Raw genomic sequence first — 11,460 nt, 5'->3', positions numbered from 1 at the left:
CTGGAACGAAAATGTCTGGCTCGCCTCACGTGGCGGCGGCATCGGTACTTATTGGGGCAGCGTACGCGGCATCGGCGAACCTGTCGGCCTCAATGGCAAGACCAGCGGCATCATCCCGTTCGTCCGCGTGATGGACAGCCTCACCCTCGCCATTTCGCAAGGGTCGCTGCGTCGCGGGTCAGCCGCGTGCTATCTCGACGTCAGCCACCCCGAGATCGAGGAATTTCTCGAAATCCGCAAGCCATCGGGCGATTTCAACCGCAAGGCGCTGAACCTGCACCATGGCGTATTGCTCACCGACGAGTTCATGGAAGCCGTCCGCTCGGGCGATGAATTCGACCTGCGCTCGCCCAAGACCGGCGAAGTGCGCAGCACCATCGATGCGCGTTCGCTTTTCCAGAAGCTGGTCGAAACCCGCCTTGCAACTGGCGAGCCTTACATCATCTTCTCCGACACCGTGAACAACGCGATGCCAAAGCATCACCGCGATCTCGGCCTCAAGGTCTCGACTTCCAACCTGTGCAGCGAAATCACTCTGCCTACAGGTCGCGACCATCTCGGCAATGATCGCACCGCGGTCTGCTGCCTCTCTTCGCTCAACCTTGAAACATGGGACGACTGGAGCGTCGACAAGCAGTTCATTGAAGACGTGATGCGCATGCTCGACAATGTCCTGCAGGACTTCATCGACCGCGCGCCGGACGAGATGGCCCGCGCGTAATACTCCGCCGCACGCGAACGTTCTGTCGGCCTCGGCGTCATGGGCTATCACAGCTTCCTGCAGTCACGCGGCGTCGGCTTCGAAAGCGCGCTCGCCAAATCGTGGAACATGAAGTTCTTCAAGCATATCCGCGCGCAGGTGGATGAAGCATCGATGATGCTCGCCAACGAACGCGGCGCCTGCCCCGACGCCGAAGAAATGGGCGTGATGGAGCGTTTCAGCTGCAAGATGGCGATTGCCCCTACCGCATCGATCTCGATCATCTGCGGCGGCACATCGGCGTGCATCGAGCCGATCCCGGCGAACATCTACACGCACAAGACGCTCTCGGGCAGCTTCGTCGTCAAGAACCCCTATCTCGAAAAACTGCTTCAGGCCAAGGCGAAGGACAGCACCAACGTCTGGAACAGCATCCTCGAAAAAGGCGGCAGCGTGCAGCATCTCGATTTCCTCACACCAGAGGAAAAGGACACGTTCAAGACCAGCTTCGAGATCGACCAGCGCTGGCTGATCGAACTCGCCGCCGACCGCACGCCTTATATCGACCAGGCAACGTCGCTGAACCTCTATATTCCCGCCGATGTGGAAAAATGGGACCTCCTCATGCTCCACTTCCGCGCATGGGAACTGGGTGTGAAGTCCTTATATTACCTGCGTTCGAAGAGCATCCAGCGCGCCGGCTTTGCCGGTGGCGTCGAAGCCGACAACACGGTCGAGGCACCGGTCATGGAACTGTCGACACCGACGAATTATGAAGAATGTCTCGCCTGCCAATAAACTAAGCGCCTCTCGCGTGACGCGGGGGGCGTAAAACCCTCCCGAGGAACCGCAATTCATGACCCAAGCCGCCACCCTTGCCAGCACTGCGCCGAACAGCGACGCTGCGCGCGGCGGGGCGGTGCGCGAGGCAAGCCGGAACGTCGCCTTTGATGTGCCGCAATTCCGCGTCGGCGAACATAACGCCCATTATGAAGGCGAATATGACGCGCGGATGCTGCGCTGGCGGCAACTGGGCGCGGCGGACAAGGCAGCCAATCTGGCGATGTTGCTTGGGGCAAAGGCCGCCAATATCGGCTCTGTCCTCGAGGTCGGCTGCGGTACCGGCGACGTCCTCGCCGCCGTCAAGGCGCTCGGCATCGGCAACGACCATCGCGGCGTCGATGTCGCCGACCCCGACCAGCATCGTGGCCCCGACGCCAGTGCAAACGCCCTCCAGCTCGACAGCTATGACGGCGTGCGCCTGCCTTATGCCGACAACAGCTTCGATCTGGTATTCGCCAGCCATGTGCTCGAACATGTCCCTGACGAGCGCGGCTTTCTGGCCGAACTCGCGCGCGTTACCAAAGGCCCGATCTACCTCGAAGTACCGTGCGAGCTAAACCTGCGCACGAACGAGGCCAATATGCAGACCACGCTCGATATCGGCCATATCAATGCCTACACGCCCGAAAGCTTTGCGCTGACGCTGGCGACCGGCGGGCTGAATGTCGGCGCGATGCAGCTGTTCGACCACAGCCGCGATATCCACCAGTTTACGAGCAGCGCGTCCGCCGCAGCCGCGAAAATGGCGATACGCCGCGGATTGCTCAAACTGTCCCCGCGGTTCGCCAGCCGCCTGTTTACTTACCACGCCGGGGCATTGTGCACCCAGCGCACCGCATGATATAAGAATTAGCCAAGAGGAAACGACAATGTCACTTTTAGAAGCCCGTAACAGCTACAAGCCCTTCGAATATCCATGGGCCTATGACTTCTGGAAACGCCAGCAGCAGATCCACTGGTTGCCAGAAGAAGTGCCATTGGGTGAGGATTGCCGTGACTGGGCGCAGAAGCTGTCCGATCATGAGCGCAACCTGTTGACGCAGATCTTCCGCTTCTTCACGCAGGCCGATATCGAGGTGCAGAATTGCTACCACGAAAATTACGGCCGCGTGTTCAAGCCGACCGAAATCAAGATGATGCTGACCGCGTTTTCCAACATGGAAACCGTGCACATCGCGGCATACAGCCATTTGCTCGACACCATCGGCATGCCCGAAAGCGAATATAGCGCCTTCCTCGAATATGAGGAAATGGCCGCGAAGGTCGATTATATCCACCAGTTCGGCGTCGACAGCGATGAAGACATCGCCCGCACGCTCGCCATGTTCGGCGGCTTCACCGAAGGGCTGCAGCTGTTCGCGTCCTTCGCGATGCTGATGAACTTCCCGCGCTTCAACAAGATGAAGGGCATGGGGCAGATCGTATCCTGGTCGGTCCGCGACGAAAGCCTTCACTGCGAAGGCATCACCAAGCTGTTCCACGCTTTCTGTGCAGAGCGCGGCTGCCTGACCAAGGCCGTCAAGGAAGACATCATCGATTGCTGCCAGAAGGTCGTCCGTCTGGAAGACAGCTTCATCGACCTCGCATTCGAAATGGGCCCAGTGCCCGGCATGACCGCCAAGGAAATCAAGCGCTACATCCGCTACATCGCCGACTGGCGTCTGGGCCAGCTTGGCCTACCCGCGATCTACATGGTCGAAGACCACCCGCTACCCTGGCTCGCGCCATTGTTGAACGGTGTCGAGCACGCCAACTTCTTCGAAACCCGCGCGACCGAGTACAGCAAAGCCAGCACCCGCGGCGATTGGGGCCAAGTATGGAACAGCTTCGACAACCGCAAAAAGAAGATCATCGGCATTGAGCCGGCAGCCGAGAATGACGGCGTGGATATGTTTGAGCAGGCGGGGGTTGCAGCGGAGTAGAAGAGAAAACTCCGTGCTCGACTGGATCTTTGATACTGGCAACACCGCGAGTGTAGGCGCGCTTTCTTTTTTGATAGGCATTTTTGGCACTGGTTTAACGCTGGTGGGCCTTTTCTACACATTTCGCGAAGCAAGGCGCGCTGTTTCAGCAGCCGACCACGCGCAAATCGCGGTGGAGAATTTTAAGTTGCGTGTCACGCAGCACGACGCGGGGAGAGACGTTGCAGAAGCCTCTTACGCTTTGGACATCACTAGGCGCCACCTAAACAATGGCAGTTGGAACGATGCTTCTGATAGTTATGAAGATGCTCGTCGAGCGATTATACGTATGACGATGTCCATTCCATCGTTGCCTGACGTGCAAAAAGAAAAGCTGCGTAAAATGGCAGAACAGATTCAACGGCTTTGCAACAAAATAGACGCTGCACAATCGGGAAAAGGAGAATACCCCGACGTAGCTAAAGCTAAAACCGTAATTCGAAGTAATTATGAAGTATTAGCAGCCATCAAGAAATATATTGAAGAGGCGAACCCCTATGTCTGAAAGCAATATTAAATTTAAAAATTTGGTTGATAAACTTTTTTATTCAACCAGTAGTTCCTCAATTGTTTGGAGCCTAACAGACGAGAACTACCCCTTTTGTATTATTGCCGATTATAAAATCGTCCTAACGTCGGGTGTGGATTATGAAGGTGAACCTATGGAATACATCACCATCTATAATTTGGATGGACATACAGTTGACAGTTTTAATGACAACTCAATTTCTGCTTTCAAGCCGCAAATGGGTCAGTCATTTCATAATTATTGGAAAGTAATGGAAAGTTTGCGAGAGATGGCAGTGCGGCAAGCAACAGGAGCCGACAAGGCAATTGACGAAATCATTGATGCACTTAACGATAACGACGTGCCATTTTGAATGGACGTTATGAAGAAACTCTGTGAACGCAGTGCAATAGTTCCGCCAGCTAGACCGGCGCTTTAACCTGCAACTTTTTGCGCAACTGCCCAAGATTCGAAGCAAGCTTTTGCCCGTCCGACTTCAATTGGACCAATTTCTCTTCCGCAACGCTCTTTTCAAAAATGGCGGTTGTTTCCTCCGCCTGCCGCGGGCGGATCGAAAGACTTCGGATAATTAAAAGCCAAGCGCCACCTCGCGTTACCGTTACTTGAGCAACTCCATGACAAAGCAAAGTACGAAACGCCTCATGCCGGCGATAATTTTCGATGGCCTTATGCGCAGCTTTACCCTCTTCAGCAAAAGGCCCGTCCGGGCCCGTCGCTGCCGATATATCTTCAAACCGATGCCCGATTAAATGCCGAAGTGGAAACTTGGTCCCATCTGGTTTAGCGCCGTCCAACACCAACAGAGTTTCCGTTATTGCCCTCTCGGCGACCGCGATATGATGCATGCACTCCCCACGCCACGCATTGACTTCGGCGTAGAGTTTATCCCAGCATATTTCGGCTTGATCGTCGTTCATCGCATGGCGCTAACTCAAAAAACCTAAAATAGTCTGACCTATACGCGCTTTGTGCTTTGAACCGATTGGCGCCTAAACTATTCCCTAACCACCCCATGTCATCCTCCCCGGATGGCACGCGACTCGACCCTGAAAGCTGTTGCCCCTTTGGCAGCTTTGACCTTTTTGGCGGTTTATAACTTCCCCATTAAATCGGCGGAAGAAAAGGCCGCAATGCGCTTTACGGAACAGTCAGTCTATTACCGCTACTGCTCCGACGTTCGCGCCGCCGGGAAAGCGCCTTTGCTTCGGGGCCAGCCGGGCTACGCCCCGCATCTCGACCGCGGCGATGACGGCGTCGCGTGTGAGCCTTATTACGGGAACTAATGCCCCCTCTCACCTTCAGGGGAGAGGTGCGAGACTTGGCGGCTTGCCGCCTAGTCGCAGCGGAGAGGGGTTGGGCGGTGAGGTTTGAGCTGAGGGGTTTGCGCGCGAACTCTCCCCTCTCCAACTTCGCCTAATTGCTCTCGCAATAAGGCTTCGTATCCTCTCCCCTAAAGGGGAGAGGGGAGTTAAGGAATAATCGAATGGACATCAATACCCTCCTCACCCTTCCCAACGCCCTTGCCGCTTTCGTGCTGGTCAACATCTGGACATTCATGCTGTTCGGCCTCGACAATATCCGTGCCGAGGGAGGCTCGTGGCGCGTGTCGGAGGGCACGTTGCTTGCCTGGGCATTTCTGGGCGGCACCATCGGCGCTTACACTGGCCGCGCGGTGTTCCGGCACAAGACCCGCAAGCAGCCCTTTTCCAGCAACCTGCACCAGACCGCGATCTTTCAGGTGTTCGCCGCCGCGCTCGCCGGTGGGTGGATGTTGGCGGGATAACAGAAATCATATTGCGTCTGTGAAACAAACCCCCCTCTCTCCTTCAGGGGAGAGGTGTGAGACTTGGCGGCTTGCCGCCTAGTCGCAGCGGAGAGGGGGAGTTGGCGCGCGCACCTCACCGTCGAACCCCTCTCCAACTCCGCCTAAGCCTTTCGGCTAAGGCTTCGTATCCTCTCCCCTGAAGGGGAGAGGGTGGTGGGCAAATTCCCTATTGCGTTATTCGCCGCTGAGCATTCGGGCGACCAAGGCGGTGTCGACCGATTCCGCTAGCGACTGCACTTTTCCTGCATCGTCAAATTCCCAGATATTCAACAGCTCGGTATTGTGGATCGGGCCGCCGCCTGTCGATACATCAATCTGCAGCCGGACCACCGCCCTGTTGCCGTCCACGACGGAATCAACGAGGTTGACGGTGTGGAATTTGAAGGTGTCGATCAGCTCGCCAATCGCGGTGCGGGCGTCGTTTTTGGTGCGCGACTGTTCGCCCAATGTCTGGGGTGCACCCATCATTTCATAGGTGGAGCCTTCGGCCCAATATCGGGCAAAAGAGGATTTGTCGCCTGCGACGCGGGCGGTGTAAATTTGGTCGATGGTGTCGAGTATCTGGTCACGGGCAATCATGCTAGTCCTCCCTCCGACTCAATGGCAGGGGCATCGAGTCCTTGGGGTAGAATACACCAACCTGCCAGCTACGCCAATTGGCTGGGCAGCGGTAACTCCTACCACACCATCGCCTGCCGCCGTATCCGGGCGGGGGCGGGTATTTTGATTCCCTAAAAGGAAGAAGACAAGGAGGAGGAAGACGTTCTTGCACGGCCTCAAGGCGGGGCGCCTTACGTCTTTTTTCCCTTTTTACTTCTAGCAAAAATTAAATGGCCTGACGGCCGAGACGCAAAAAACCGCCGCAGCTTTCGCCACGGCGGTTCTTTTCAGCCGGTGTTACCCAGCGTCAGACTAGAAGCGTACGCCCACGCCGACGACGGCCTGGTGACGGTCGAAGTCGGTTTCAAGGTCGAAATCATCTTCGCCGATGTCGATATTCTTATAGTTGGAATAACGATATTCAGCCTTGATGAAGCCGCTTGGTCCGAACAGGGCGAATTTCTGCTCAATACCGGCGCCCAGACGGTAGCCGTCGGTGGTCACGCCGGTGTTGTAGATGGTGCCTGCGCCATCGTCGAAACGACCTTCGAACTTCGCGTTGGTGTATCCACCCTTGGCGTAGATCATGGTCGTTGGCGAAATCGCAAAGCCCAGACGCGCGCCGACATAGAGGTCGCGGTCGGTGTTCAGGCTGAAGCTGTCGCCGGTGGTGATCAGGTCGGATGCCGAACCCTTCACTTCGGAATCGGCATATTCACCCTCGTTACCGGCTATCACGCCGCCAAGCTGGAAGTCATAGCCTGCGTTGACGCCGTACATCAGGTTGCCCTTGCCGTCGCTGACATCGTCATAGCCGACGATCCCTTCAATGTGCGGTCCGGTGAAGGGCGCTTCTTCCTGTGCAAAGGCAGGTGTGACGGCGACGGTGGAGAGGAGAGCCGCGCCTATAAGATATGTACGCATTTTATATATCCATTTATTATCAAACTTACCCTGCTGCGTGCAGGGCCGACAAGAAAACGGATGGTTCCCGATAAGGGTTCATGAATATAAAATAACAAGAGTCTGTTACTTTATTGCAACAGTCTGTTTTATGGATGCGTTATATCGCGTCGTCGGCGTCCGGGCGGGCGTTGCCATGTTCGTCCAGATCGCCAGGTTCCATGCCGCCTTCGCCCAGCATACCGGACTCATCATCGTCGCTGCGCTCGCCGCGAAAGGCGTCCATGTCAATCTGGCCGCTGCTTTCCATGTGTTCCATATGGTCCACGACATCCTGTGCGTCATCCGGGATGATCTGCGCCGGATTGGGGGCACCACCATGTTCGCTATCCTCACCCGACAGGTTCGGCGCGCTGCTGTGCGTCATTGCCTCTCCTGCGACGGTCTGCGCCTGCGCGTCCTCGTCTGCCTGTTCGAGGTTGTCGGGGGCGGTTTTGGGGGTGTCGGATGCGGTCATGGCAGTGCCTCCTTGGCGTTCTGGTGTCTGTCCAACAAACGCGGCAGGGGGGCGGGTGTTCCCGAATGGGATGTGTTTTACAGCCCCGCCCCGATGCCAGTTAGCTTACGTCCACCGCCACCTTCAGAAACGCCGCCGGAATTTCGGTCCGCTCAGGATCGCCGCTTACATTTTCGCGTTCGAACAATACGACCAGCTCGCCATAAAGCGCGTCGGCGCGGCCATCTTTTTCCGCTGCTTCGAATGCGTTCATGGTGGGGCCGTAATAGGTACGGAAAAGATCGACGAACTCCTTTGGTGCGCCGTCAAAGCGGAAGGTGTAGAGTTCCCTCGATGCGGTGACGTTCGCTTCCGATATTCCGGCGGCGGCGAAGCGCGCGCGAACTTCGTCTTCCTTGCCCCACAGAACCGGGCTGACAAAGCCTTCGGGTGGGGGCGGCGTGTAGGACGCGCTGACCTTCAACACCTGTGCGATCAAGGTTGGGTCGCCAGGAATCCAGTTGCCCATGACGATCCGCCCGCCGGGCTTTGTCACGCGCACCATTTCAGCGGCGACATCATAAGGCCGCGGCGCAAACATCGCGCCGAATATGCTGACCACCAAGTCGAAGCTGTTGTCGGCAAGGTCGGTGAGCGCGGAGGCGTCGCCTTCCTGAAAGCGGATGTTGCCAAGGCCCATCGCGGTCGCGCGCGCATTGCCAGCGGCAACCAGATTGCTGGCAATGTCGACGCCGAGCACCTCTGCGCCTGCCTGCGCCGATGGAATGGCGGTCGTCCCGTCGCCGCAGCCCAGATCGAGTACGTGCATATTTGGGGTAACGCCAAGTGTGCTAACCAGCGCGGCGCCGCTATCGCGCATACACGCCGCCAACCGGGTGAAATCACCCTTTTCCCATAAAGCCTTGTTCGCATTCATATTCGCTCTCCCTTGGAGCGACCCGGCCGCAAGGTAGTAAAGAAGAAAGGATCTGCCAAACAGTTCCGGAAAAAAGAATTCAAATTTGACCCAAATCAAGGAACTTCTGCGACGGCAATCTATTGATAGCTTCACCGCTTCAAAGGAGCCCGTCATGGACGCACTGCAAATTCCCTTCGTCGCCTTGTTCACAGGCATGGTTCTGTCCTTTATGACAGTCATGATTATCGAGACGATATTAGAGGCGCGGCAACGCTAAGCCCTCGTCATTCAACCGCCATCAACTGGCTGGGGAATGGCGCGACCAGCTTTGCAGCTTCGTCCCATTCCGCCGTTAGCCATATCTGATAATCGGCTTCCTGCAGGATCACCGGCATCGCTTTGGGATGCAGCGGCGCAACCAGCGGATTTGGCTCGCAGGTCAGGAAGGCAAACATCTTTTTCCCCTCGGGCGGCGACACGCCATCCTTCGTCGCCCCACCAATCGAGCGCCAGATACCGGCAAAGGCCGCAACCGGTCGGTCGGTAATCGTGAACCAGTGCTCGGCCCGGCCCTGCCCCATTTTCGGCTCGGCAAAGCGGGTGAAGGGCACAAGGCAGCGCTGTTCCGGCTTGACCAGCATCGACCGCCAAAACGGGCTGGCGAGATTGCGGACATTGGTGACATGCTTCGTCACCGTCGTCCCCGGCCGCTTGCCCGGTAGCGAAAGGGGAACACCCCAGGTCATCAGGTCAACCACCGCGCCATGCATCGCCGCATCCTTACGCACCACGGCGGCTTCGCGCCGGGGCCATATCTCTTCCTCCAGCTCAGTTGCTTGGGGCGGAATATGATCCGTCAGGCTCCACGAAATATATTCACGCCATGTTTGCAAAAGCGCCTGCGCGTCCGGATTATTTGCATAATGGTTACACATCGGCTTTAGTTTAAGTGTCAAAACCGCCAACGCAACGTCTACTTGACGCTTAACTGGAACGCCCGATGCCCGCAACCGCATTCAAGATATTCACCGCCGACCAATGGGCGCAATTTCAGGCCTACGGCGTATTTCACGGCGCGCCGGTCGATGTTGCCGACGGCTACATCCATTTGTCCGCCGCCGAACAGTTGCAAGGCACACTCGACAAGCATTTTGCCGGGCAGACCGGACTTGTTATCGCCGAAGTGGATCTTTCGGCCCTGGGCGATCTGGTAAAATGGGAGGAGTCGCGCGGCGGTGCCCTGTTCCCGCATATTTACGGGGCACTGCCGATGGAAGCCGTGATTGGCGAACCGGCATTTACCTCCTGAGCTTTAGCGCCTAGGGCTTCTTCATGGCTGACCTCTACCTCAAAGCTCTCGAATCCGAACGCCGCAGCCTTTGGGCATCGGCGCGGCTAAAAGGATTGCCCAAGGATTCCCCGGAACGTGTCCGGATTGCGGTGCTTGACGCCGATATTGCGGCTCACAAGGCAAAGCAAAAAGGATAAGGAGCGGTTGGTTTACCTTAAGGTCAGGCCCTAAAGCTGCTTTTCGTAAATCCGGTACACTTTATTGAGCGTACCGCCCACGGCCTCCCCCACCGAACGCATGGGACCATTGCTGGCGAGCACCCACCCGAAGTCACCGCGAACAGCACCGAATTTGGAAACAGAAGCTCGGCGGATATATTCGACCAGCATAAATGCCAACTGGCTCGCCATCCGCGTGGACTGCAGTTTTTTGACGACTCCCATCAACGGCACACGCATTGTACGCACTTTTGGCTTGCGTAACCACCAGAGCAGTTTTGCCCAGTTAAAGGGCCACAGACTGCCTCCAAAATCCTTCAGCTTTTCATTCAAGTCGGGGATGGTCATCATGAAAGCGACCGGTTCGCCATCCAGTTCGGCTACTCGGATCAGATCTTCATATACGATGGGTTTCAATTTTTTACCGGCATAGGCGATTTCGGCATCAGTGAATGGCACAAAGCCCCAATTGTCGCTCCAAGCATCATTTAGGATGCTGAGCAGGAGCGCAGCTTCTTCGTCGAACCGGCTTTTGTCAACGCGCCTTATCCGTATTCTGTCCGACCGCTCGCCCATGGAAACAATCCGGTTTATCAATTCGGGAAAACCTTTATCTATCGGCAAGTCAAGTGTCAGCAGATCCTGCACTCCGACATATCCGGCCGCCAACACCCAATCGGCGTAATCGGGTTGGTTATAGCCCATCATGACCACGGGCGGTTGGTCAAATCCTTCGGCAAGCAAGCCCGGTTCATCCCACATCGCAAGGCTGATTGGCCCCAATGACCGGGTCATGCCCTTCGCCCGCAAGGCGGACTCCGCGCTTTCAATCAGCAAGGCAGCGACATGACTATCTTCGGCCTCGAACAAGCCCCAATTGCCGCAGCCTGGACCCATTCCCTGTTCGACTGGCTGCTGCAGGGCAAGGTGATCGATATGCGCGGAGATACGCCCAACAATCTGGCCGCCGCGTTCGGCCAGAAAAAATTCTGCCTCGCCATGTTCGAACCACGGGTTTTTCCCTGGCGTAATCAGGCCATAAACCTCATCCTTCAATGGTGGCACCCAATTGGGATTGTCGGCGTATAAACGATAAGGTAGGTCCACAAAGGCTTTCTTGTCAGCCTTTGTCAGGACGGGTCGGATGATAATTTCTGTCATAAGCTTTTTTTGAG

Annotated in this window: 15 protein-coding genes and 1 pseudogene; 9 read left to right on the top strand and 7 right to left on the bottom strand. The window is 56.6% G+C overall.

The annotated features are described in order from the left end of the window. The 5 genes and pseudogenes from ACEW72_RS08525 to ACEW72_RS08505 all read left to right on the top strand — a co-directional run. Window positions 1–1,498: pseudogene (locus ACEW72_RS08525) on the top strand (ribonucleoside-diphosphate reductase subunit alpha); the annotation flags it as partial. Window positions 1,499–1,556: 58 nt separating this feature from the next. Beyond that, entirely contained in the window at window positions 1,557–2,384 is an 828-nt protein-coding gene (locus tag ACEW72_RS08520) for a class I SAM-dependent methyltransferase (RefSeq protein ID WP_373475955.1), read from the top strand. Between the two features lie 28 nt (window positions 2,385–2,412). Continuing rightward, on the top strand, window positions 2,413–3,465 hold the full coding sequence (locus tag ACEW72_RS08515) for a ribonucleotide-diphosphate reductase subunit beta (protein WP_373475954.1): 1,053 nt from the start codon (window positions 2,413–2,415) through the stop codon (window positions 3,463–3,465). Window positions 3,466–3,478: 13 nt separating this feature from the next. Then, window positions 3,479–4,009 carry a hypothetical protein gene (locus tag ACEW72_RS08510; protein WP_373475953.1) on the top strand — a complete coding sequence of 177 codons (531 nt, stop codon included), beginning with the start codon at window positions 3,479–3,481 and terminating at the stop codon, window positions 4,007–4,009. Further along, window positions 4,002–4,385, top strand: a complete 384-nt coding sequence (locus tag ACEW72_RS08505; RefSeq protein ID WP_373475952.1) for a hypothetical protein — start codon at window positions 4,002–4,004, stop codon at window positions 4,383–4,385. The genes ACEW72_RS08510 and ACEW72_RS08505 overlap by 8 nt, the downstream gene beginning before the upstream one ends. 49 nt (window positions 4,386–4,434) lie before the next feature. Here ACEW72_RS08505 and ACEW72_RS08500 read toward each other — a convergent pair whose 3' ends face one another. Next, on the bottom strand, window positions 4,435–4,950 hold the full coding sequence (locus tag ACEW72_RS08500) for a hypothetical protein (protein WP_373475951.1): 516 nt from the start codon (window positions 4,948–4,950) through the stop codon (window positions 4,435–4,437). Between the two features lie 111 nt (window positions 4,951–5,061). Here ACEW72_RS08500 and ACEW72_RS08495 point away from each other — a divergent pair, with 111 nt between their 5' ends. Then, a complete protein-coding gene (locus tag ACEW72_RS08495) occupies window positions 5,062–5,316 on the top strand; it encodes an excalibur calcium-binding domain-containing protein (protein WP_373475950.1) in 255 nt (84 codons plus the stop codon). Between the two features lie 200 nt (window positions 5,317–5,516). Further along, on the top strand, window positions 5,517–5,816 hold the full coding sequence (locus ACEW72_RS08490) for a DUF1294 domain-containing protein (protein WP_373475949.1): 300 nt from the start codon (window positions 5,517–5,519) through the stop codon (window positions 5,814–5,816). Between the two features lie 216 nt (window positions 5,817–6,032). Here the strand turns inward: ACEW72_RS08490 and ACEW72_RS08485 are convergent, their stop codons facing one another. From ACEW72_RS08485 to ACEW72_RS08465, 5 genes are all read right to left on the bottom strand, one after another. Next, window positions 6,033–6,437, bottom strand: a complete 405-nt coding sequence (locus tag ACEW72_RS08485; protein WP_373475948.1) for a nuclear transport factor 2 family protein — start codon at window positions 6,435–6,437, stop codon at window positions 6,033–6,035. Window positions 6,438–6,770: 333 nt separating this feature from the next. Then, a complete protein-coding gene (locus ACEW72_RS08480) occupies window positions 6,771–7,382 on the bottom strand; it encodes an outer membrane protein (protein WP_373475947.1) in 612 nt (203 codons plus the stop codon). 139 nt (window positions 7,383–7,521) lie between these two features. After that, window positions 7,522–7,878: a hypothetical protein gene (locus ACEW72_RS08475; RefSeq protein ID WP_373475946.1), complete on the bottom strand. Its 357-nt coding sequence runs from the start codon at window positions 7,876–7,878 to the stop codon at window positions 7,522–7,524. Between the two features lie 100 nt (window positions 7,879–7,978). Continuing rightward, complete coding sequence (locus ACEW72_RS08470) at window positions 7,979–8,794, bottom strand: class I SAM-dependent methyltransferase (RefSeq protein WP_373475945.1); 816 nt, start codon at window positions 8,792–8,794, stop codon at window positions 7,979–7,981. A 266-nt stretch (window positions 8,795–9,060) separates the two neighbouring features. Continuing rightward, entirely contained in the window at window positions 9,061–9,732 is a 672-nt protein-coding gene (locus ACEW72_RS08465) for an SOS response-associated peptidase family protein (protein WP_373475944.1), read from the bottom strand. Window positions 9,733–9,776: 44 nt separating this feature from the next. On the opposite strand from ACEW72_RS08465, the gene ACEW72_RS08460 reads away from it, so the two are divergent. After that, window positions 9,777–10,085: a DUF952 domain-containing protein gene (locus ACEW72_RS08460; protein ID WP_373475943.1), complete on the top strand. Its 309-nt coding sequence runs from the start codon at window positions 9,777–9,779 to the stop codon at window positions 10,083–10,085. A gap of 23 nt (window positions 10,086–10,108) precedes the next feature. Beyond that, entirely contained in the window at window positions 10,109–10,264 is a 156-nt protein-coding gene (locus ACEW72_RS08455) for a hypothetical protein (RefSeq protein WP_373475942.1), read from the top strand. Between the two features lie 30 nt (window positions 10,265–10,294). On the opposite strand, the gene ACEW72_RS08450 is transcribed toward ACEW72_RS08455, so the two are convergent. Further along, window positions 10,295–11,446 carry an N-acetyltransferase gene (locus tag ACEW72_RS08450; RefSeq protein ID WP_373475941.1) on the bottom strand — a complete coding sequence of 384 codons (1,152 nt, stop codon included), beginning with the start codon at window positions 11,444–11,446 and terminating at the stop codon, window positions 10,295–10,297. Between the last annotated feature and the right edge of the window lie 14 nt (window positions 11,447–11,460).

Origin of the sequence: Sphingorhabdus sp. (assembly GCF_041737645.1) — a bacterium.
GTDB lineage: Bacteria > Pseudomonadota > Alphaproteobacteria > Sphingomonadales > Sphingomonadaceae > Sphingorhabdus_B.
This window is presented reverse-complemented; position numbering and strand designations above follow the sequence as displayed.

What these genes read in the sequence shown, in the direction of transcription:
- ACEW72_RS08520 (WP_373475955.1), top strand. Translation starts at nt 1,557, where the DNA reads ATGACCCAAGCCGCCACCCTTGCCAGCACTGCGCCGAACAGCGACGCT.
- ACEW72_RS08515 (WP_373475954.1), top strand. Translation starts at nt 2,413, where the DNA reads ATGTCACTTTTAGAAGCCCGTAACAGCTACAAGCCCTTCGAATATCCA.
- ACEW72_RS08505 (WP_373475952.1), top strand. Translation starts at nt 4,002, where the DNA reads ATGTCTGAAAGCAATATTAAATTTAAAAATTTGGTTGATAAACTTTTT.
- ACEW72_RS08500 (WP_373475951.1), bottom strand. Translation starts at nt 4,950, where the DNA reads ATGAACGACGATCAAGCCGAAATATGCTGGGATAAACTCTACGCCGAA.
- ACEW72_RS08495 (WP_373475950.1), top strand. Translation starts at nt 5,062, where the DNA reads ATGGCACGCGACTCGACCCTGAAAGCTGTTGCCCCTTTGGCAGCTTTG.
- ACEW72_RS08490 (WP_373475949.1), top strand. Translation starts at nt 5,517, where the DNA reads ATGGACATCAATACCCTCCTCACCCTTCCCAACGCCCTTGCCGCTTTC.
- ACEW72_RS08485 (WP_373475948.1), bottom strand. Translation starts at nt 6,437, where the DNA reads ATGATTGCCCGTGACCAGATACTCGACACCATCGACCAAATTTACACC.
- ACEW72_RS08480 (WP_373475947.1), bottom strand. Translation starts at nt 7,382, where the DNA reads ATGCGTACATATCTTATAGGCGCGGCTCTCCTCTCCACCGTCGCCGTC.
- ACEW72_RS08475 (WP_373475946.1), bottom strand. Translation starts at nt 7,878, where the DNA reads ATGACCGCATCCGACACCCCCAAAACCGCCCCCGACAACCTCGAACAG.
- ACEW72_RS08470 (WP_373475945.1), bottom strand. Translation starts at nt 8,794, where the DNA reads ATGAATGCGAACAAGGCTTTATGGGAAAAGGGTGATTTCACCCGGTTG.
- ACEW72_RS08460 (WP_373475943.1), top strand. Translation starts at nt 9,777, where the DNA reads ATGCCCGCAACCGCATTCAAGATATTCACCGCCGACCAATGGGCGCAA.
- ACEW72_RS08455 (WP_373475942.1), top strand. Translation starts at nt 10,109, where the DNA reads ATGGCTGACCTCTACCTCAAAGCTCTCGAATCCGAACGCCGCAGCCTT.
- ACEW72_RS08450 (WP_373475941.1), bottom strand. Translation starts at nt 11,446, where the DNA reads ATGACAGAAATTATCATCCGACCCGTCCTGACAAAGGCTGACAAGAAA.